This window comes from Spirosoma flavum (genome assembly GCF_042686045.1).
Taxonomy (GTDB): domain Bacteria; phylum Bacteroidota; class Bacteroidia; order Cytophagales; family Spirosomataceae; genus Spirosoma; species Spirosoma flavum.
Genome location: NZ_JBHUOM010000002.1, coordinates 668,942 through 690,166 on the forward strand (window position 1 = coordinate 668,942; position 21,225 = coordinate 690,166).

At 47.8% G+C, this 21,225-nt stretch carries 19 protein-coding genes, 2 tRNA genes and 2 pseudogenes; 11 read left to right on the forward strand and 12 right to left on the reverse strand.

Annotation, left to right across the window (positions count from 1 at the left end; translation table 11 throughout):
- Positions 1-5: 5 nt before the first annotated feature.
- The 3 genes from ACFS25_RS08250 to ACFS25_RS08260 form a co-directional block, all read right to left on the reverse strand.
- Positions 6-824 (reverse strand): SDR family NAD(P)-dependent oxidoreductase, encoded by an 819-nt coding sequence (locus ACFS25_RS08250; protein WP_381498521.1) that lies wholly within the window; start codon positions 822-824, stop codon positions 6-8.
- Positions 825-1,064: 240 nt separating this feature from the next.
- Entirely contained in the window at positions 1,065-1,652 is a 588-nt protein-coding gene (locus ACFS25_RS08255) for a hypothetical protein (RefSeq protein WP_381498524.1), read from the reverse strand.
- A gap of 159 nt (positions 1,653-1,811) precedes the next feature.
- Positions 1,812-2,858: a S1C family serine protease gene (locus tag ACFS25_RS08260; RefSeq protein WP_381498527.1), complete on the reverse strand. Its 1,047-nt coding sequence runs from the start codon at positions 2,856-2,858 to the stop codon at positions 1,812-1,814.
- A 183-nt stretch (positions 2,859-3,041) separates the two neighbouring features.
- Between ACFS25_RS08260 and ACFS25_RS08265 the strand changes: the two genes are divergently transcribed.
- Positions 3,042-3,218: a hypothetical protein gene (locus ACFS25_RS08265; protein ID WP_381498530.1), complete on the forward strand. Its 177-nt coding sequence runs from the start codon at positions 3,042-3,044 to the stop codon at positions 3,216-3,218.
- Positions 3,219-3,282: 64 nt separating this feature from the next.
- Positions 3,283-3,690 (forward strand): DUF4332 domain-containing protein, encoded by a 408-nt coding sequence (locus ACFS25_RS08270; protein WP_381498533.1) that lies wholly within the window; start codon positions 3,283-3,285, stop codon positions 3,688-3,690.
- 105 nt (positions 3,691-3,795) lie between these two features.
- On the opposite strand, the gene cdaA is transcribed toward ACFS25_RS08270, so the two are convergent.
- The 7 genes from cdaA to ACFS25_RS08305 all read right to left on the reverse strand — a co-directional run bounded on the left by cdaA (position 3,796) and on the right by ACFS25_RS08305 (position 10,074).
- A complete protein-coding gene (gene cdaA, locus ACFS25_RS08275) occupies positions 3,796-4,602 on the reverse strand; it encodes a diadenylate cyclase CdaA (RefSeq protein ID WP_381498536.1) in 807 nt (268 codons plus the stop codon).
- A 107-nt stretch (positions 4,603-4,709) separates the two neighbouring features.
- Positions 4,710-5,678, reverse strand: coding sequence for a ribonuclease Z (locus ACFS25_RS08280; RefSeq protein WP_381500808.1), 969 nt, complete (start codon positions 5,676-5,678; stop codon positions 4,710-4,712).
- Positions 5,665-6,081, reverse strand: a complete 417-nt coding sequence (locus ACFS25_RS08285; protein WP_381498540.1) for an STAS domain-containing protein — start codon at positions 6,079-6,081, stop codon at positions 5,665-5,667. The genes ACFS25_RS08280 and ACFS25_RS08285 overlap by 14 nt, the downstream gene beginning before the upstream one ends.
- Before the next feature lie 82 nt (positions 6,082-6,163).
- Positions 6,164-7,102, reverse strand: coding sequence for a phosphoribosylaminoimidazolesuccinocarboxamide synthase (locus ACFS25_RS08290; RefSeq protein WP_381498543.1), 939 nt, complete (start codon positions 7,100-7,102; stop codon positions 6,164-6,166).
- Between the two features lie 59 nt (positions 7,103-7,161).
- Positions 7,162-8,337: a thiolase family protein gene (locus ACFS25_RS08295; RefSeq protein ID WP_381498545.1), complete on the reverse strand. Its 1,176-nt coding sequence runs from the start codon at positions 8,335-8,337 to the stop codon at positions 7,162-7,164.
- 30 nt (positions 8,338-8,367) lie between these two features.
- The gene (locus ACFS25_RS08300; RefSeq protein ID WP_381498548.1) at positions 8,368-9,060 is read right to left on the reverse strand and encodes a tetratricopeptide repeat protein; all 693 of its coding nucleotides are present in this window, start codon (positions 9,058-9,060) and stop codon (positions 8,368-8,370) included.
- Positions 9,061-9,111: 51 nt separating this feature from the next.
- Positions 9,112-10,074: a vWA domain-containing protein gene (locus ACFS25_RS08305; protein ID WP_381498551.1), complete on the reverse strand. Its 963-nt coding sequence runs from the start codon at positions 10,072-10,074 to the stop codon at positions 9,112-9,114.
- A 168-nt stretch (positions 10,075-10,242) separates the two neighbouring features.
- Here ACFS25_RS08305 and ACFS25_RS08310 point away from each other — a divergent pair.
- Both ACFS25_RS08310 and ACFS25_RS08315 read left to right on the forward strand, forming a co-directional pair.
- Positions 10,243-10,329, forward strand: a tRNA-Ser gene (locus ACFS25_RS08310).
- 22 nt (positions 10,330-10,351) lie between these two features.
- Positions 10,352-10,425, forward strand: a tRNA-Pro gene (locus ACFS25_RS08315).
- A gap of 402 nt (positions 10,426-10,827) precedes the next feature.
- On the opposite strand, the gene ACFS25_RS08320 is transcribed toward ACFS25_RS08315, so the two are convergent.
- Both ACFS25_RS08320 and ACFS25_RS08325 read right to left on the reverse strand, forming a co-directional pair.
- Entirely contained in the window at positions 10,828-10,938 is a 111-nt protein-coding gene (locus tag ACFS25_RS08320; RefSeq protein WP_381498554.1) for a transposase, read from the reverse strand.
- A gap of 156 nt (positions 10,939-11,094) precedes the next feature.
- Positions 11,095-11,452 (reverse strand): annotated as a pseudogene (locus ACFS25_RS08325) (transposase); the annotation flags it as partial.
- A 359-nt stretch (positions 11,453-11,811) separates the two neighbouring features.
- Here ACFS25_RS08325 and ACFS25_RS08330 point away from each other — a divergent pair.
- The 7 genes and pseudogenes from ACFS25_RS08330 (at position 11,812) to ACFS25_RS08360 (ending at position 20,679) form a co-directional block, all read left to right on the forward strand.
- A complete protein-coding gene (locus ACFS25_RS08330; protein WP_381500811.1) occupies positions 11,812-11,991 on the forward strand; it encodes a sigma factor in 180 nt (59 codons plus the stop codon).
- Between the two features lie 355 nt (positions 11,992-12,346).
- Positions 12,347-13,420 (forward strand): FecR family protein, encoded by a 1,074-nt coding sequence (locus ACFS25_RS08335; RefSeq protein ID WP_381498558.1) that lies wholly within the window; start codon positions 12,347-12,349, stop codon positions 13,418-13,420.
- A gap of 238 nt (positions 13,421-13,658) precedes the next feature.
- Positions 13,659-17,129: a TonB-dependent receptor gene (locus ACFS25_RS08340; protein WP_381498560.1), complete on the forward strand. Its 3,471-nt coding sequence runs from the start codon at positions 13,659-13,661 to the stop codon at positions 17,127-17,129.
- Positions 17,130-17,143: 14 nt separating this feature from the next.
- Entirely contained in the window at positions 17,144-18,958 is a 1,815-nt protein-coding gene (locus ACFS25_RS08345; protein WP_381498563.1) for a RagB/SusD family nutrient uptake outer membrane protein, read from the forward strand.
- Between the two features lie 99 nt (positions 18,959-19,057).
- Positions 19,058-19,365: pseudogene (locus tag ACFS25_RS08350) on the forward strand (glycoside hydrolase N-terminal domain-containing protein); the annotation flags it as partial.
- Entirely contained in the window at positions 19,334-19,612 is a 279-nt protein-coding gene (locus tag ACFS25_RS08355) for a DUF4260 family protein (RefSeq protein WP_381498566.1), read from the forward strand. The pseudogene ACFS25_RS08350 and the gene ACFS25_RS08355, both read left to right, overlap by 32 nt.
- Positions 19,613-19,668: 56 nt before the next feature.
- Positions 19,669-20,679, forward strand: coding sequence for an AraC family transcriptional regulator (locus ACFS25_RS08360; protein ID WP_381498569.1), 1,011 nt, complete (start codon positions 19,669-19,671; stop codon positions 20,677-20,679).
- The last annotated feature ends 546 nt before the right edge of the window (positions 20,680-21,225 follow it).

A 21,225-nucleotide genomic window follows, 5' to 3' on the forward strand; every position in this document is an offset into this window, starting at 1 on the left:
TTTTGTTAATGACCGTGTGCGTCTGCTGCAACTTCTTTCCACTGTTCAAATTCAGCAAGGCGATCTGCGTAAACCTGTTTGACCCCAGGATAAGCCATCTTGCCTAATAGAAAGTGCAACGGAGGATTTTCGCTGTCAATCAGTTGCAAAACCGCAGCAGTTGTGGCTTCTGGTTTGCCCCATGTATCGGGCGTAGCTCCTTCGGCAAATGCTTTTTTAATGGGTGCGTAAATTTCATTTGGCTCTGTCTGAAAAGCTGATGCGCCAGACCAGTCCGTTGAAAAGCCATTCGGTTCAATCAAACTTACGTTTATACCAAAGCTTTTTATTTCAGTGGCCAGGGTTTCGCTTAACCCATTGACGGCGTATTTTGATGCGTTATAAAGCCCTAAAACCGGTAAGGTTACTAAACCCAGAAAGCTTGACACTTGAATTATATGCCCACTTTTTTGCTCTCTCAAAATTGGAACAACAGCCTGTGTCATCCAAAGGACCCCAAAAAAGTTTGTTTCCATTTGGGCGCGGGCCTGTTGCTCAGTTGTTTCTTCAATCGCACCAAATAAGCCAAAGCCAGCATTGTTAATCAATACATCAATACGGCCAAAATATTCCTTTGCCTTATCGACTGCTGCAAAACAAGCCGCTCTGTCATTCACATCGAGTTGAATAGGCAGAATTGCATCGCCATATTGTTCAACCAGGTCAGTTAAGCTTTCCAGGTTCCTGGCGGTTGCCGCCACTTTATCACCCCGTTCTAAAAGGGCTTTTGCCCAAATTTTACCAAAGCCACGGGAAGCACCGGTGATCAGAATTATTTTTTCCATGATGTTAATTAGTCTTGAATTAATCTACGACAAAGGTATCGTGACCCCTTCAGCTGGATTGATACAAAACCCGGAATCATTGACACATTTCTAGACCAACTTTCCACTCCCGTAGAAACGGTTCGGAAAACATACTCTTGGCTTTGGCGTACGTCGTTTTTAGAGTTGTTAAATAGCTTCAACACTAAAAAACCGCGCAGACTCTGCGCGGTTTTTTTAGTAAATGCGTTATTGTTCACACTATTTCCGGCCACCGCCAATATCGAAGCCAATTTTGATGCCCAGATAAGCATTCTTACTATCAATTGTGGTGTTTGTCAATTTAGTTGAGGTTGTCGGAACCGCATTATACTCGACGCCTGCTACAAAGTGTCCTGCCTTGATTCCAGCCCGAATCATAGCACCGAACTTTGTTTCGCTCACGAATGAGACATCTTTCGGCGTCTGATTATCAATAACTGTAATAGTACCGCCCGAGGCAATAGTAAAAATCCCGGCACCAACGCCAATGAAAGGCCGAATGCTACCCGTACCAATCAGGTAGGTGCCCGTTAACAGGTAAGAGCCAAATGCCACCGCATCGCCTGTTGTGGTGTTTCCATTATACGTAACACCACGGGCTATAAAAGCCGACTCTAGCCGTAAACCCACATCAAAATGATCACTGACACCGTATTTGGGCTCTACTGCTAATAAAACTCCGCCAGATATACCACTAGCCAATGCCTTGGCATAGCCCAGCGAAACGTTGACTTTAAAAGGCTTATACTCCTGTGCCGTAACTGAAAAGGCCCCCAGTGTCAACAGCAAGAAAAGAATATGCTTCATGATTTTTGCGATAAATAGTGATAATGAATAGGTAAATTTTCGCGTAAACATACGTTAAGTAACTGTTATGACTATTAGTTGACACAATTGTAAATGAAAAAAAGTTGCCTGAGTCATCCAACTCAGGCAACGTAATGAAATTGCTATATTTTCTCTTTACTATTTTATTTCGCCTGGTATTACCATAATACCTTTCTTCCGGTTCTCACGTAGTATAGTCAATTGAATTTGTCGGCCAATGGTATTATCGGTCAGGAGACGATGTAAATCATCAACCGATGTTATTGATAAATCATTGAAGCCTACAATAATGTCGCCTTGTCGTAATTCATCGTTACCGGCTACTCCGTCGGGCTCAACACTTACTACCATCACGCCCGTTTTGGCCGAAAGCTGATTATACAGCATAATTCGTTCCGTAAGGTTAATCGACTGCCCGGCAATACCCAGATAGCCTCGTCTAACGCGCCCGGACATAATGAGTTTTCCGGCTACCAACGCCGTTAGATTCGATGAAACAGCGAAACAAATACCTTGAGCCGGTAAGATAACGGCAGTATTTACGCCAATAACGTCGCCTTCAGAGTTCACCAGGGGTCCTCCTGAATTTCCGGGATTCAGAGCAGCATCGGTTTGTATAACGTCGTCGATCAACCGTCCTGATTCAGACCGAAGCGTTCGCCCTAAGGCGCTGACAACACCCGCCGTGAGCGAATACTGAAACCCGTAAGGGTTGCCAATAGCAATGGCAATCTGCCCGACCTGTAGGTTTTTTGAGTCGGCAAAGCGAATCGCTTTAAGATTATCGGTATAGATTTTCAGAACGGCAATGTCGGTATCGGGATCACGCCCAATCAATTCAGCGTCACACTCGCGTGAATCGGGTAACAGGATTTTAATCTCCGAGGCCCCGGCTACAACGTGGTTGTTAGTAATGATATAGCCATCACTGGAAATAATAAAACCAGACCCAGAACCACCGTCGGTCTCACCCCGACCGGGCTGAGGACGTTGCGGGCGCATTCGATGTTCGGTCGTTGCTTCGGCTGACGGCTTACGAACCTTAATCTGCACGACCGACGGGCTAACCTTTTTAGCTACATTTACGACTGTATTTGAGTATGTGTCAAGCAAAGCGGCATCCTGTGCCGCTGCTTGTCCGGGTTGCGAAGCCCCATCTGAAAATGTTACAAACTGAGTGTTCATCCGTAAAAGTTGATTAGTTGTACTAAGTACAGACCTCACGATTTATTCCAGTATTGATTTTCAGACTAACAAATAGCTCCTTATCCGCCAGTTTGACATACTTAGTGGCGTAATGCGCGTTCGTGATACAACCGGATAACGATCACTTCTTATCGATTCGGTTAAAATGACAGACTATAAATTATGACATTTGAGGAATACTTAATCCAGAAAAAGATTAGTGCAGACCAGTTTCAACGGGCTGAACCAGAGCGGTATAATGAATGGCAGCGAGAGTTCATGGAAATGCATCCGCAGAGCTTTACCATTCAAAAGAAATTTCTTTTGAATGATACCCGAAGAAAGTACCTTGCTCGTTAAAAGTGTAGTTTGCGGCCTGAAAATCAGGGCGAATTTTGCGGTTTACACCTAACTTCTATTCTACATGAGTCTTACATTAGGGGAATTACGCGGCATTACAGATGCCGTTCTGAACGCCTTGAAAGGGCAAGGTATAAGCGATGGAGATTCGTTGCTTGATGCCACAAAAACACCAACAGATCGCAAAACTCTAGCTTCAGCCAGTGGTGTTGATGCAACTACTATTTTGGAATTGGCTAACCGGGCCGATTTAGCCCGTATTAAAGGAATTGGTCGTGTTTATAGCGACCTGATGGAAGAGGCTGGGGTTGATACAGTAAAGGAACTGGCTCAACGCGTTCCCCAGAATTTACACGCTAAATTGATTCAAATTAATAGTGTTCGACAGTTCACTCAACGACCGCCTTCCGTTGAGCAAATCGGCGACTTTGTTGAGCAGGCAAAAAGCTTGCCCCGTATACTCGATTATTAAAGAAAGCAAACTTGAAAACCTTCCAAAAGACAACAAAATAGCCCGCCCGAATTAAGTATCGGGCGGGCTATTTTGTTGTCTTTATTTATATCACTTTTTGTAATTCTATCGACCTTTGGGTTCATTCAGGTAACGCTCCAGGCGGGTTTCCAACTCAGATTGGCTCAGATTCGTAAATAACTCACCGTTGAGAGCCAGTGACAAACGGCCACTTTCTTCTGAAACGGCAATGACGGCGGCATCGGTGGCTTCGCTCATGCCTAAGGCGGCCCGGTGACGGAATCCCAGTGAAGGGGGTAATTCATCATCTTCCGAAACTGGCAAAATACAGCGGGCCGCGCGAATTCGCCCATCGCTAATTATAACTGCCCCGTCGTGCAGTGGACTGTATTGACTGAAAATAGCCAGTAGCAACGGTTTCGATAAGTCAGCATCAACTACTTCTCCCGATTGCGCAAATTTTTCTAAATCATCATTTTTTTGAAGAACCAGCAACCCGCCCGAAAATTCAGCGCCCAGTGTTTTACAAGTATCCAGAATAGGTTTTAACGGAGTGTGCGTATCTACCCAATCCGAGTCGCGCAGGAGCCATTGCCGAAGCCAGCGGTTATTAGTCAGGTTGGTAGACTTTCCAATGAGCAGCAGGAAACGCCGAATTTCATGTTGAAAAATAATAATTAAAGCTAATGCGCCAACGCTAATGAAATACTCAAGAATGGTGGTCATTAAATTCAAGGCCAGGGCCTTCACAAGCAGATAAGCCAGATAAACCAGCAAATAGCCAATAAATACCCGGCTGGCAACGCTTCCCCGAACGAGATTATAAATCTGGTAGATTAATAAAGCTACCAGCCCGATGTCGAGAAAATCGAGCCAACCAATGTCTAAGAATCCCAGGCGAAAAGCCAGCATGAATAAATTGATAAAGTTTCGGGGTTAAATATAAACAGAAACGAGCCGGTAAGTCTGCCAGTCAATATAAATCAATATAAAGGCAACGAAATCCAGGAAATCTATACTTAAATAGTTGTAGTTTGACCTTCAATGGCTAGATAAGTCTCTGGAAAAATGGACCGGGCTTCGTCTAAAAACAAGTCAAATTGTTTATAGCGCGAGGAAAAATGCCCAATCAACAGTCGGCCTACCTCGGCTTTTGCTGCAATAGCAGCGGCTTGTTTGGCAGTGGAATGATAGACTTCTGCCGCCCGTTGCGCATTGTCTTCCAGGAATGTCGCTTCATGATAAAGCAAATTGACGCCGTGCAATTGCGGCACCAATTCCTCGACATAGCGCGTGTCGGAACAATAGGCGTAGGAGCGGGGCTCAGGACCCGGTTCAGTATAGTCGGCGGTTGCGTATAGAATCTCGCCGTCGGTCCCCAGAATATCCTGTCCATCTTTCAATTGCTTTAGGTAGGCCACTGGCACATCGTCGGGAAGTTTATCGCGCAGTAGATGCGGCTTGTAGGGTTTTTCCCGAAAGAGGTAACCCGTACAATCAATTCGGTGCTGTAACGGAATAGCGTGCACCGTTACCTGCGGATGATCGAGTAGGAGTGTGGGTGTGTTAGGTTCAACAGGTTGAAAATGAATGCGATACCCTAATCTTGAATCCGAAACCCGAAAGATAGTTGTCAGTACCTCATCCAGTCCGCGCGGGCCAAAAAGGTATAAATCTTCAGTCCGTCCACCCAGATTTAGACTTGAGAGTAGGGGGGGCAGCCCAAAGTAATGGTCTCCATGGAGGTGGCTGATGAAAACATACCGTAACCGTCCCGGCCGAATTCGCTGCTCGAGCAGGCGCAACTGCGTACCCTCGCCACAATCAACCAGCATGTAATCGTTGCCAATAGTCAGCAACTGCGCCGTTTGATGGAGCCGTAGGGTAGGCGTAGCTGAGCCTGCTCCCAAAATTGTGAGAGAAAAGGGCAGGTGAGCTGGTCGGCTATGATCGGCTTCCTGATTGGCTAGTGGGTTAGGCCTCAGCATTGCCGACGCTGCCTCCGATGTCGTACTCATCATCCTGTTCGCTGCGAAAATCGTTCTCCAGTTCATTCATAAAAACAGCGTCTATGGCTTCTTCTACCGTTGGCAGAATTGTCAGGTCGCTGATACTGGCCGCGTCTAAAAAGTTAATCAGTTCATCGTTTTTAGTAACCAGAATCAACAGGCCAACTTCATTGGTGCATTGTCGGTTTATCTTTCGGATGGTTATAATCCCGGTTTGATCGATCGATTGCACAGGGGTAATATCAACAATGATATTGCTGTAACCTTCCCGAAACAGACTTCGGCTCAATGTTTCAAACGTAGTAGATACGTCTTCCCCAAACTCGCTTTCGGCTAATCTGATTTGGGCATACTGTTCGTTTTTTTCGATTGTGTAATTCATGTCAATAGGCAATATAGAACGAATAAAGCAAAATAATGTTGGTTGTCCGGCAACCACGGTCTGTTAGTGTAGACAACGGGAACTAGTCTTGAAGTGCCCGTAAAATAGCAGTTTCAATTCGCGCAGATGGATCGGTGGAATCGGCTGGCTGAAAATCCTGACCTGTAACTGTCTCAAACAATTCAATATAGCGGGTAGAAATTTGATTTACCCATTCGTCAGACATTGTCGGAATTGTTTGGCCGGTTTTCCCCTGAAAACCATTTTCAATAAGCCATTCTCTAACGAATTCCTTAGATAATTGTTTTTGCGGTTGACCAGCCTCCTGATTTCCTTCGTAGGTATCGGCGTAGAAATACCGAGACGAGTCGGGGGTGTGAACTTCATCAATCAGATAAACCTTGTCGTTCAGATTGCCAAACTCATATTTGGTATCGACAAGAATAAGTCCCCGCTCGGCAGCCATTGCCGTACCGCGCGCGAAGAGTGCCAGTGCATACCGTTCCAACTGGTCGTATTCAGGCTCAGAAACAATGCCCTGACGTAGAATTTCATCCCGGCTAATATCTTCATCGTGGCCCTCGTGCGCTTTGGTCGAAGGCGTAATGATGGGCGTAGGTAGTCGGTCATTCTCGCGCAGACCATCGGGTAGAGCAACCCCACACAATGTTCGATGTCCATCACGATACTGTCGCCAGGCGTGGCCTGCCAGATAGCCACGCACAACCATTTCAACGGCGTATGGCTCACATTTAAGACCAATACTTACGTTCGGATCGGGCACGTTGAGAAGCCAGTTTGGAACGATGTCGGCTGTAGCTTTCAGGAAATAGGATGCCGTTTGATTCAGAACTTGCCCTTTGAATGGAATAGGGCGGGGTAGTACCACATCAAACGCGGAAATCCGATCTGACGCAACCATAATCAGTTTTTCGGGGAAGGAGTATACATCCCGAACCTTACCGCGATAAAAGGCCGTTTGGCCGGGAAATTGGAAGTTTGTTTCCTGAATAGCGTTCATTTATTTCTAAGGTCAATTTTCGGTAATGGTGGCCCGGTCTTGCGCCATCACAAACCCCTTTACAATTTTTCAATAACAATTGCCGAGGCCCCGCCACCGCCGTTACAAATGCCGACGGCACCGTAGCGGCCCCCATTTTGGTGTAATACGTTTGTAAGCGTTGTTACAATTCGAGCCCCCGATGCGCCCAGTGGGTGGCCAATAGATACAGCGCCACCAAAAACATTTAGTTTCTCCTGCGGAACCTCAAGCACTTTGCTAAACACCAACGGTACAACAGAAAAGGCTTCATTCACCTCCAAAAAATCCATATCGCCTATTTTTAGTCCGGCCCGTTCAAGGGCTAGAGGCACTGCTTTAATTGGGGCTGTGGTGAACCACTGCGGCTCCTGCTCTGCGTCGGCATAAGCCAAAATCCGAGCCAGTGGTTTCAATCCCAATTCATCAGCTTTCCGTTGGCTCATTATTACCAGAGCCGATGCTCCATCACTGATGGGCGACGAGCTGGCTGGAGTGACCGTGCCACCAGGAGTAAAAGCGGCTTTTAGCGTCGGAATTTTGTCGTAAATAACGTTTTTATACTCTTCATCTTCGCTCACTGTAACGGTGCCTTTCCTGCCGACAACATCGACCGGCACAATTTCGGCACCAAAGCGTCCGCTTTGCGTACTGGCTTCAGAACGGCGATAGGATTGCACCGTAAATGCATCCTGATCTTCACGGCTAATGCCGTACTGTTGGGCCGTCTGGTCAGCAAAAACGCCCATAGCGCACTGGTCGTAAGCATCCACCAAACCATCGCGGGCAAGGCCGTCAACTAATTCAGCGTTACCGTATTTATAGCCAAAACGGGCTTTTGGAATGTAATAAGGCGTGTTGGACATACTCTCCATACCGCCAGCCACCACCACGTCGGCCTGCCCCAGTTGAATAGACTGAGCGGCTAACATAATAGCCTTCGTGCCCGATGCACAAACTTTATTAATGGTTGTGCAGGGAATAGTAGCGGGCAAGCCTGCTTTCAATGCTGCCTGCTTGGCAGGTGCCTGTCCTACATTTGCCGATACGACATTGCCCATATACACTTCCTGAACCTGGTCGGGATGCACACCCGCCCGGCTGAGGGCAGCCCGGATAACCGTAGCGCCCAAATCAATAGCCGTTAAGGTTGACAAAACGCCCCCGAAACTACCAATTGGCGTTCGAACGGCAGAAACAATTACGACTTCGTTCATATTGGTTTTGTTGTCTCGTCTATAAACTACTTACCACCGATTTCCTCCCGATGCCGGTTTTGTTGAACGCCGGGCTAAGCGAGTTAGTGCATAGGGTAAATCGTCGCCCTGCATCGCATCGAGAAGTTGCAGCGCTTGTTCCTCCGTCAAATTCAATCGTTGAAAACGACGTAGCAATTCATCCTGCCGTGCCGATCGCTCGACCTGTTGCCCACCAGCCGGACGTGGCTTGTTAATAACTCTCGGCTTTTTGTCGGCTGATTTCTGACGTGGGTTTGTTGCTGGCTTTTTACCGGAGTAGTATTTCTTTACTAATTCAAAATTATACCGAGCTGGTTCATTATCGGCATTTTCAAGCAAAGCTTGTTGAAATAACGTCAGAGCGGTGGCGCTGTCGCCCTCCAGACAGGCCATTACGCCTAGTTGTGTAGCCGCAACTGTCCGTAAATCGGGTCGGTCAGACTGGAGTAATGTTTCATACTGCGGTTTAGCTTTTGTGTATTGCTTCAATTGAAAATACGTGTGGCCCAGGTTCAATCGTACTGCCGGGTCAATGGTTGTTGTCGTGCGACTCAGATAAGCATATAAGGAAAGCGCATGAGTATACTGCCCCGCCTGATAAGCTATTTGAGCTTCCTGACGCATTTGATTATTGCGTGAAATGGGGCTTACAGGAAGTAACTCGTTCCACCAAAGCCAGGCAGTAATCAACAGGTAAATCATCAGGCATTAACGGATGGCGGGCCAAAAATAAGACGAAATAGGGAGATCAACTCACAGCCTGAAGGTTCGAATGGTCACAATCAGGTCCAGAGCCAGCAATCCCAGCGCAACTAAAAGGAAATAATAATATTTATTGGTCGAAACAGCCGCACGATGCTGATCAATTGTCCGGCCCTTCAAGGAGCGTATAATGTCAGCTAATTCATTAACATATAGTCCGTTAGCATCCGCTTCGATATACTGCCCCCGTCCATCCCGGGCCAGTTCCTGTAAAAATGGACGGTTCAGACGACTGCGAACAATTTGACGGTTATCATCTCGCACAAAATTACGGCCCTCCCGGATTGATGAGCCCGCTTCTGTTCCAACACCAACCGTAATCAGGGGCAACCCAAATGACCGCAAACGAGCCAACTCACTTCGTTCGCAAGGGCCAAAGTTCTCACCATCGCTGAATAAGACAATAGCTCTGACACTCTGGTAGGTCGAGGAGTCGGTGACAAGTTTTTGGCGGGCCAGTTCGATTGCATTACATAAATCGGTTCCGCCCGATGGTGATACGCTCGTATGTACTTCACGCATGAACTGCTTAAGCGCATCGTGGTCGGCAGTTAGGGGCGATAGAACAAACGACTCCGGAGCCGCAAGAATTAGTCCGAACCGGTCGGCGGGAAGGGTATCACACAATTGCTGAATATCATATTTCACCCGCTCTAAGCGGGTTGGCACCACATCACCAGCGTTCATTGATCGCGAGACATCCACCAGCAAAAACGTATCGTGGCCGGTAGTGATCAAATCGCCTTCCGCTTCACCGAATGATGGGCCAAGCAACGCAATAATTAATAAAGTTAGATAACTACCGCGCAGGAAAAACTTGGGTACCACGCCCCAGGCCGCCGTATTAAGTTGGCGAGCTAACCGAAATGTACGCCAAATGTAGAGCGCATATAGGCTCATAAACAGGCCGATAAAAATAAATTCGGTACTGGTAAATGGATAAAGCCAGTTCATTTAGAGCAAGTATCAGGCTGATGATGAGCTAAATCGCTCCATGGTGGATAGCCTTAGAAGGGGCGAAATTAGCGATTATGAAAAGATTTTTTGGAATACCTCTTGCTGAAAACGTTAAATTACCCTACCTTTGTATCCCAATCATTCAGGAAGGGAATGGTTGGCTTCGGAGAGATGCCTGAGTGGCCGAAAGGAACAGTTTGCTAAACTGTCGTACTGGTAACGGTACCGAGGGTTCGAATCCCTCTCTCTCCGCTGAGTGAAAAGAGTAAACCTTCGGGGTGTAGCGTAGCCCGGTATCGCGCCTGCTTTGGGAGCAGGAGGTCGTAGGTTCGAATCCTGCCACCCCGACATTGAAAATCAAGCACTTATCAGAAATGGTAAGTGCTTTTTTGTTGTTTGGTTTACACAAGTTTTAACAAAGTGTTTTAGGCGATTTTCTGAAACCTTTATTTTCTACGAAATATATAGAGTGTTGTAACCAAAGTCATCCCTGATCTAAACGGCTTCGATCCTGCTCCCCGCTACAGTATAAAAGCCTAATAATCCTACAGTTAGAGTGTTAGACTTTTTCGCGTTAAGTCGTGTACGGAAACAATAGTTACTGCAAACTATAGCTTTATCTCCTTATTAATAAGTTATGGACCTGCCACCTTTAACTGGACACTAAGTTGAGCATGATCTGACTTGGGCCCGACTACCGGCTCCGGTGTCTTGAGAAACCACTCGTTCCCGGCACCATCTGGTTAGTATCTATGGCGTAATGCCCAATTCATCAGCGGTCACTTTCAGAGAGCCTTTAGCATCCGTCAACTCCACCGCCATTCGTTTAAATTCCTTGTCGTACTGCCTCCTGGTTTTCATGCAGGGCCGCCTGAGCGGTTCACTAAGTTAGATCATGCTTAACTTAATGTCCAGTTAAAGGTAGCAGGTCCAACGTAATGATCTCTATCTTTTCGGACTGGGTCATGTGATGGTATCGAATAGTCGTCGGCTTTAAGCCGCGGTGGCGGACCACCTTTTTTTTAATACCCTATTTTCTAGGCTCAACTCAGCCACCAGTTGTTTGAGGGCTTCATTTTCTGACTTGATGGATTGTACTTCGGGCGCGGTGGCTTCCCGAGTCGTATCACCTGCTAAGCGCTTTTTACCAACTTCTAGAAATTCCTTGCTGCTTCGGCAGTCCGATCCAGCGATAATAAATGTTGGTATTGAGCCCTTCTCGCCGACAGATTTCAGCCACTGACTGTTCGCCTTGTAAACCTTCCAGGACAATCCGGATCTTTTCTTCAGCGGTATACTGACGTCGGGTTTGCCGCTGGATATCTTTAATGATGGATAGGGCTGGTTTTCGTTCCGCCGAAGTCGAGGAGTTGATCGCGGAATGCTTAGAGTGGGATGGTTTGACCGATTTGGACATAACTAAGGTGATTTAGGTGAAACAATTTAGGAAATTGTCTCTTCCCATTTTTACCCCTTTTGTCCACTTTCATTTGACGACGTACACTACCTAAAATTGAAATATGTCATTAGAACACCATCTGCCACATTTTTAACTATTGAATTAATAAAATGCCTCTTTACGGATTAGATGTTTCGCATAATTTAGACGCAAACTCAAAGGCTTCATGACGTTCCACGACCAGGTGTTATGGAAATTGTAAAGGTGATAAGCAGGCGTTATGTCGTTTGGTTGAACGCTATTATAGCGGATTAAAACAGTATGGCTTAAAATTTATGGTAGATGAAGCAGTCGTTGAGGATTGTATACAGGAACTTTTCTTACAACTCTGGCAAAATCGATCTAACATCAATGAAACCGATTCGGTCAAACACTATTTATTAAAGGCCCTACGGCATCACGTCTTTCAGCACTTACGTTCTCAAAAACGGATGGCTTTTGACGAATTGGATTGAGACATCTCACTAACCGAGAGCGTCGATTCGGAAACATTATTGATTCAACAAGAAATATTGACAAGCTTGACAATTAACATTCAGGCTAAATTAGTTACTCTTCCAACACGCGAGCGAGAGGCACTTTATTTATGCTATTACGAAAACTTATCGATTCCCTAGATTGCCGAGGTCATGAACGTCAATCGTCAATCGGCGTCTGACTTTTTGCAGAAAGGGCTGATTAAATTACGTAACAAGTGGCTGGGGCCTGTTTTTTTAAGCTTTTGCATTTTTATTGAAAAAATTTTCCTTTAAGAAGGGTATCACTGGAGTGATTCTTCATACTATTAATGAAAATCGCCGAAAAGTACCAATGGACCTTCCTTTTGAGCATATTTCTACTGTTGAAGATTTTTTAGAAAACGACGCTTTTCGGAGCTGGGTAACTGAACGGCGGCTGGAGGATCAGGTATTCTGGCAGGAATGGCTAGCGCAGCATCCCGAAAAGAGAGATCTCTATGAGCAGGCTGTCGCCACTTTTTTAGTACTGCAGGGGAAACAGATTTCGATCTCTGACCAACAGGTAAAAGATAAAACGGAAGAAATACTAAATCAGCTTGCTGAGGTGCACACGGTCGTAAAGCCTCTTTTTAGCTGGCAATGGGGGCGTTGGGTTGCTGCAGCAGCGGTAGTTGGTTTAGCGGTCTATTGGCAAGTAGGTAATCCCATTTCAAAATCAGTAGAGCTATCCAACAAACCAGTGGTGCAGCCTGTAGTGGTTGCTGACTGGAAGATTGTAAGAAATATAACGGGTCAGCCAGTAGTCGTGTTGCTGCCAGATAACTCTTCAGTTTTGCTATCATCGGGAAGCCAGTTACGTTTTCATAAACAAAACACGCATACGCTTCGGGAAGTGTACCTCCAGGGAGAAGGTTTTTTCGAAGTAAGTAAAAATCCGGCTAAACCTTTTCTTGTTTACACGACCAATTTGACAACTAAAGTACTGGGCACCAGCTTTCAGATACGTTCTTTTGATAAGGAAACAGCGGCTTATGTGAAAGTGAAAACGGGTAATGTGTCGGTTACCCCAGTTGATTCTCCTAGCAAAACGATTTTGCTGACCAGTAACGAACAACTCAGTCTTGAAACCAGAACCGATAAGGTCGTTAAGCAAGATATCATTCCATCGAAAGAGACTTCGTCAGCCATTGTCAATCAGCAATTTACGTTCGAATTCACGCCCGTATCAGACATATTTACCCAACTGGAGTCTAGCTATCATATGCCTATTCGCTATGATCGACAACTACTCGCCAACTGCACCTTTACGGGGCAACTTAACGATGTGCCTTTTTTAGAGAAAATCCGGCTTATCTGTCTAACCACTGAATCTACCTTCGAAATTACTGACAACCAGTTAATTATCCACAGTAACGGTTGTAATTAATTAGCCTTCAACCCTTAACCAACTTACTACCTATGGTATAAAAACTATCTCTTTTTTAACAGAAAAGCGATAGTGCTACCAACACTATCGCTCGAATGTCCCTAAATGTGTCAAATACACACATTAGCTTCTCGATTTGAGAAGGAACACATGTTTTATCACTTTATTCCTAAAAACAACAAAAACGCATAAATGTATGCATCACCTTTCTATCAATCGCAATGTTTGGATCAGGATTATGAAAATTTCAAGCCTGCAACTCTTACTTGCCCTTACTCTAGCCAGTATAAGCTTCGCCCACGATGGGAAAGCCCAGGAACTCTTGAACCGACGCGTTAGTCTCTCCGCCCAAAATCAGGATGTTGAGGTAATTTTCAAACGACTTGAAAAACAAGCAAACGTTCAATTTATATTCAGCCGAGAGATTATTCAATCGAAGCGAAAAATTAACTATCAGGCTAAAAATGAACAGCTTTCCGAGGTCCTGGCTCATATTCTGACACCCCTCAATTTAAGTTACGAAGTAGTTGGTCAGCAGATTCTCATTAAAAGAGACCTTGCGCCCATTACCCAGCCTCAGCAAACCTCCTCCAGCGAACAGAATACCATGGTAACGCAGGATGTGCAGATCGCAGGTCGGGTTACCGCAGAAAACGGAGAGGGCATACCAGGCGCAAACGTTCAGATAAAATCTACCCAACGTGGAACAAGCACGGATGTTAATGGTGCTTATAAGCTTTCCGTGCCGGACAACGCGGTGCTGGTCTTTTCTTATATCGGCTACGCTACTCAAGAGGTGGCGGTTGGGACCAGAACGGTTCTCAATATCACCCTGACTACGGACGATAAAACGCTGAACGAAGTAGTAGTAGTTGGATACGGTACGCAGAATAAACGGGATATCACCGGGGCAGTAGCTTCAGTTACCGAAACGACCCTGAGAGAAGTACCCGCTCCTAATGTGGTCAATCAGCTAAAAGGCCGGGCGGCCGGCCTTACCATTACTAGTAATGGCTCTACACCGGGTTCGCAGGGCCAAATTAGAATCAGAGGAAACCGCACGCTGACCAGTGGTGGAGGGTCAGCGAGTGACGCACTGGATGGTCCGTTGGTGGTAGTTGATGGCATACCCTATAGTGGGCTTAATGACCTTAACCCCGACGACATTGCCAACATCGAAATCCTAAAAGACGCTTCGGCCACGGCCATCTATGGATCGCGGGGAGCTGGTGGGGTACTTCTGGTAACAACAAAGAGGGGGAAAACCGGCAAGCCCGTTATCAGCTACGACGGTTATCAAAGCGTTACGTCCAACATGGGTAAGTATCCTGTATACAACGGGGCCGAATATGCTCAATTTAAAGCAGATGCGACTACTTATAACCGGTCTGCCCCAGGCACTACATCTTACCCACTTACCCAGGCGGAAAAGGATGCACTGGCAGCCGGCGTTTCTACGGACTGGCAGGATTTGATTTACCGGAAAGGCTATACCACCAATCATCAGCTAGGCTTGCAGGGCGGAACCGAAGCGACGACGTATGGTATGAATGTTGGCTATTTCCGGGAACAGGGCATTATTCCCAATCAAAACTTTAGCCGGTTCAACATTCGGGCAACCATCGACCAGCGGATAGGCCGGCGGGTAAAAGTCGGGCTGAATACGTTGAATACGTTGACCTATACGAATACGCCCGGTGGTGGTGGCGTTCCGTCGGGTTTAGTACGGCTAACCCCGCTGGCTTCGCCTTACAATGCGGATGGAACCCTGAATCTGACCCCTGCGATTGGTTCGATTGATGCCGCTACAATTAGTCCCTTGACGCTGCTCACCAAAAGCAGTTCCATACTGGCCCAATCCAGAAACCTCCGAACCTTCAACAGCATTTATGCCGAGGTGAATATTATTGACGGGCTACGGTATCGGTTCAATGCAGGGTTAAACTACAGCCAGGCCGGGGGCAATAACTACGGTGGCCCGTTGACGTATGTGAACACGGCTACAGTGCAATCATCATCCAACGCCAGTATCAACAATGCGGAAACCTGGAATTGCGATTTGCAGCACCTGTTGTACTACGACAAAACAATCGCTCAAAAGCACAAAATCGGGTTTACAGGCTTGTTTGAGGTTGTTAAAGACCATGCATTGGGCAGTAATTTCAGCATAACCGGTGTGCCTGCCGATTACATTAGCAGTTCCAACTTCGGGCTGGCCAGTGGTACACCGGTGGCCGATCCGACCTTGCAATACTTTACCGAACAGGGACTGGTATCCTACATGGGACGGGTAAACTATAGCTATGCGAATAAGTACCTGCTGACACTTACGTTACGACGGGATGGCTCATCTACGCTGTCGCCGGGCCACCAGTATTTCAATTATCCGGCCGTTGGCCTGGGCTGGAACCTGGCCGAAGAAAGTTTCATGAAGAACATTGCAGCCGTCAATACGCTGAAGATCAGAGGTGGATTTGGTATATCGGGCAACCGAAATGTGAGCCCGTATTCTACCTTAGGCGCTTTGTCGGCGGGTTATTACAATTTCGGTCTGGGTACCGCCGGTCAGCAGTTGGCGTATACGGTCACCAGTTTACCCGCTACCAATTTAGGTTGGCAGTCGACAGCACAACTGGACATCGGCGTTGATTTTGGCTTACTCAACAACCGGATTACGGGTAGCGTCGACTATTATAATCAGCAAACAAAAGACATTCTCTTGTCCGTGCCACTGCCAGCCAGTAACGGAGCCGGTTCTACCCTAAAAAACCTGGGGAAAACACAAGGCGAAGGGATGGAGGTTTCGATGACCATTGACGCGATCCGAAAACCAAAAGGGTTTAACTGGAGTGCAGATGTTGTTTTCTTCTTCAACCGGGAAAAAATCACCCAACTCACCACACCCGCCGAGCAATCCAACATAGGGGCTGGCTGGTTCGTCGGACAACCGCTGAGCGTTATTTACGACTACAAAAAAATTGGTATCTGGCAGACGGCCGATAAAGAAAATGGTACGCTGGCGAAACAAACGTCACCGGTTCAATATCCGGGTCAAATTCGGATTGAAGACGTCAATGGCGACGGTAAAATCGACCCCAACGACCGTCAGATTCTGGGTAATTTCCAGCCCAAGTGGGAAGGTGGCTTAACCAACCGGTTCAGCTATAAAGGCTTCGATTTGTCCATTGTTACGTTCGCGCGTATGGGTATGAAGGTGGTAGTACCTTACCTCACCGGAACGTCGGGCGGGGCAGGTGGTTTCCCCTTCTTCAATCAGGCTCGGGTCAACCAGGTAAAAGTCGATTACTGGACAGAAACAAACCCGACGAATGCCTTCCCGGCACCGGATGCGGGCAACTCGGTTGCTTATTTCGCATCGACGCTTGGGTACTACGATGGCTCGTTCGTCAAGATCAGAAGCATCAACCTGGGCTACACCTTATCCGGTCAGTTTCTCAAAAAAATCGGGATGAATTCGGCCCGGGTTTATCTCAACGCCACCAATCCGCTTATCCTTTATTCGCCGTTGGTTCGCGCCCACCTGGCTATTGACCCTGAGGGAAATGGTTACGCCGGTAATGCTGGGGACAACGGAGCAACAGTAGCTACAGGGGCAGGTAGTGCCGGTACTCCATCCCGTGCAATTGTCGTAAATATGAACAACCCACCCGTACGGCAATTCACGTTTGGCGTAAACCTTAAATTCTAATTGTCAACACGATCATGAAAACGATAAAAGTTGGGTTACTTATTGGTCTGATTTCTTTATTGAGCACAGGCTGTGAAAAACTATTAGTAGAGCAGCCGCAGTCACAAGTTGTTCCTACGTATTTCAATAGCCCGGCCGGTGTACTGGGCGGGATAGCTGGTGTTTATAACGATATCCGGTCGGATTGGGGTACCGAAGGATTCACCGTGGAGATGCAGGCGGGCACCGATGAGTTTTTGCAGGGAGCCAGTTCGGGTGGCGTGCCACCTTACACGTATAATGGCCTGAATGGGAGTAACTTTGGTGCGGCTTGGGGCGTAGCTTTTCAGGATATCAACACCCTGAACGGTGTACTTCAATACGGACAAACGGTTGATTTGCCCGATGCTACCCGCAAACAGTATCTGGCACAGGCCAAGTTTTTACGGGCCTTCTGGTACTTTTATCTGGTGCAGACCTTTGGCGATGTTCCGCTGCATACGACCTTTATTACCGTTCCTTCTCAGGCAGATTCGCGTCAGCCGGTGGCTCAGGTGTATGAACAGATCATTAAGGATTTGACCGATGCCATTGCCGACTTGCCTAATCAGCCTACGGCTCCGTTCCTGGGTAAGGCGGCCACCAAACCCGTGGCCCAACTGCTACTGGCGAAGGCGTATCTAACCCGTGGCTGGCTAAACAATACGGCCGCTGATTTTACACAGGCCGCTACGCTTTGTGACGCTATCATCGCCAACAAATCATCGTATGGCCTCGATTTATGGCAGGATTATGGCGATGCCTTTGTACCGGCCAACGACTATGGAAAAGAAACGATGTTTGTCAGCGACCACGTGCTCGACCCTAAGTATGGTTACTATACGGTGGGTGGGGCCGCGGGTGGTGGGGCCGCTCAGAACCTCACTCCCTGGCTTACTAACTGGAATTATCCGAACAACAGCGGCATCAACTCCGTTAAAAATGCTTCAGGTGTTTTAACAAACAGCGGGACATCGGGTATGATCCGGGATTCTTATTATGGACGTCCCTATGTTCGGATGCGCCCGAACAGTGATAAATTGAAGACGGGCGATAATGCGGGCAGGAGCTATTTCCTGGATCAGGCTTTCGTGAAACGGGACATCGACTCTCGGTTTGCCAATTCGTTCTACACCGTTTATATCGCCAATACGGCTGTAACAAATGCGGCCAATACCGCTAACAACATGCGGGGTATTGGCTACACGACGGTTGTGGGTGCTGATACAGCCGTTTGGTTACCAGACTTCGAAGTAGCTGGTGCCCCACAGTTTGTTGGCACGAGACCGTTTAAAGGAATTGTTGTTCCACCCAGCTTGTGGAACAACGGGATTTTTCCTGCTTTGAAAAAGTTTATGGATCCCAGTCGGGGCGCTAACTTCAATGACCCATCGACCCGTCCGGCTGTATTATACCGTTTCTCGGACGTGTACATGACGGGGGCCGAAGCCTACCTGAAGGCAGGAGACGCCACCAAGGCAGCTGCGCTGATAAATGTGGTGAGACAGCGGGCAGCATTCCGAAAAACCAACACAGCCGTTCAGAATGCAGCGGCTGTAATAGCCATAACTATCACGCCTGCTGACGTAACCGTAGACTTTATCCTGGATGAGCGCAGTCGGGAATTCTTCGGCGAATGGCAACGATGGAATGATCTGGTTCGGACCCGTTCGCTGGTTCGTCGGGTGAAAGCCTGGAACCCGGAAGCGGCTCCCTACGTGCAGGATTTTAATTTGCTCAGACCGATCCCGCAATCGCAAATCGACCGGGTTACAGACGGGCCTGCTTTTCCACAAAATCCTGGCTATTAAGGATTAGAATTTAATGTAGCAAAAGAAGTAAGAGGATTAGAAATTGATCCTCTTACTTCTTCTATAAGGTATAGGTTCTTACAATACGCCAATTCGATTATGAGATTACTGGTCTGCCTTTTTTTCTGTCCCAATCTCTGGCCGGTTTTTCGCAAACCAAGTCAGCATTAAAACTTTGGTATAACAAACCTGCCAATGCCGTCTGAGAAAATGCCCTACCCATTGGTAATGGTCGACTGGGCGCAATGGTCTATGGAAACGTAGGAAAGGAAACCATTCAGCTTGATGAACACACTGTATGGTCGGGCAGTCCTAATCGGAACGATAACCCGGATGCGTTGGTTACCCTGCCCAAAATTCGGCAGTTGATCTTCGATGGCAAACAAAAAGAGGCAGAGCAACTTGCCAAATGCCAAAGTCGGCGCTTTTAGCTACGACCTGGTCCACCACAAAGCATTGGCAATTGCTGTTGGCGTGGCTGGGTTAGTGCTACAAAACAATGAGTTGACGTTGGCGGGTATACTGCTCTTTGGCCACTCCTCAATGGATAGAATAATAGGAGCCGGATTGAAATACACGACGGGTTTTGCCAACACCCACCTGAGTGAGGCAGCCGCTCAGACGAAGCCAAATACTGAATTAGCGGTTGCCTGATAGGCAACGAACCAACTACCAGATGCTATTGGCCTTAGACAAATTCATGTAAACAAATGCCTACCGACGCTACCATTTCTTCCGCTTCCGTAAAAGGGCTGCTCTATGCCGTCACGCAATGCGGGGCCGATGCCGGGGCTTTGAGCCAGGCAGTTGCTTTGGATATTGTCCAATTGGAAGACCCCGACGGTCGGGTACCCATGGCGACCATGCAACGCCTGTGGAGCCTCGCTGTACAGGCCTCCGGCGACCCGCACCTCGACCTGCACATGGCCCAACATGTCCACCACAGCAGCTACGGCGTGCTGGCGTACATACTTATGCATTGCCCTACACTGGGTGTGGCCATTCACAAATTGTGCCGCTATCAGGACATCATTTGCAACGGAACGCGCATCAGCCTGCGGCATCTGGGAGACAGTGTGGAACTGGTCGTCGATATAACCAGTCCTACTATCGTGTACCCGCACTTTGTGCTCAACTCCGAGCTAGCCATTTATCTGCATATGTTACGGCTGCTGAGTGGCCAGTCCCTCGCCCCCCAAGCGGTACACCTGGCCTACCCCGCTCCGGCTGATACTCGCGAGCACGTTCGTGTTTTTGCGCCTGCCTCGGTGCAGTTTGGCACCCCCTATTCGGCCCTGCGCCTGCCAGCTACCGTGTTAGCGCTACCCATCCCCACCGCCGACCCGCAACTACTGGCGCTGCTGGAGCCGCATGCCGCTGCCTTGCTGGCTCGCCTAAACGAGCTACCCGCTCTTGCCGACCGCGTACGCCACGAGTTGTTGCGCTTGTTGGTCCAATCCGAACCCAGTCTGGAAGCCGTGGCCGAGGCTCTGAGCCTTAGCCCGCGCATCCTCCAACGGCAACTGCATCAAGACGGCTACAGCTACCAGCAACTGCTCGACGAGGTACGCCGTGAGCTGGCTGAACGCCACCTGCGCGACCATATCCTCAGCATCAAAGACATCGCGTTACTGCTGGGTTTCGCCGAGCCGAGCGTGTTTATTCGGGCGTTTCGTCGCTGGACCGGCCAGACACCCGGTATGTTCCGCCGGGCGTCGTAATAGCTGTGACAAGTACTTGTGTAGATTAGGTAAATTGGCGATTGGGTAACTGTCTATTTTAGAATACCTTGCGAATAAATACCTCATTACCATCTACTTAAGCGCCTGAGTTACCAGAGGTATCCAGCTACCGAAAGAGGTTCATTTCCGTGCCTTTTTAACGCCTTACGCGAAAAGTCAATTCAGGTTACGGAATCTGTCAACAAGCCAGACACCGGCACGCAATAACTTTGCGGTGTACAGGAGGACGGTAGCCAAGTGGCCATATCCCGTACGCGACGGATTATGCTTGATACTTATTAAAGATAAAATCGGGTGGGGTGATTCGTTCGATACACTAAACTGAGTCAAAAAGCCGAGCCAGCTTCTGCTGGCTCGGCTTTTTGACTCAGTGTGATTCTTTAGGTACAGTCAGTTGGAATCGGAGTGGTACCGCACCGGCCACCGCGGGCCGAAGCCAGGGAATAAAAATCCAGTTTCACTCCTCTTTCCCATCCTGACCAGTCTCAGCCTGAATGGGACGTTTAAACGAACGGTGATTGGGTG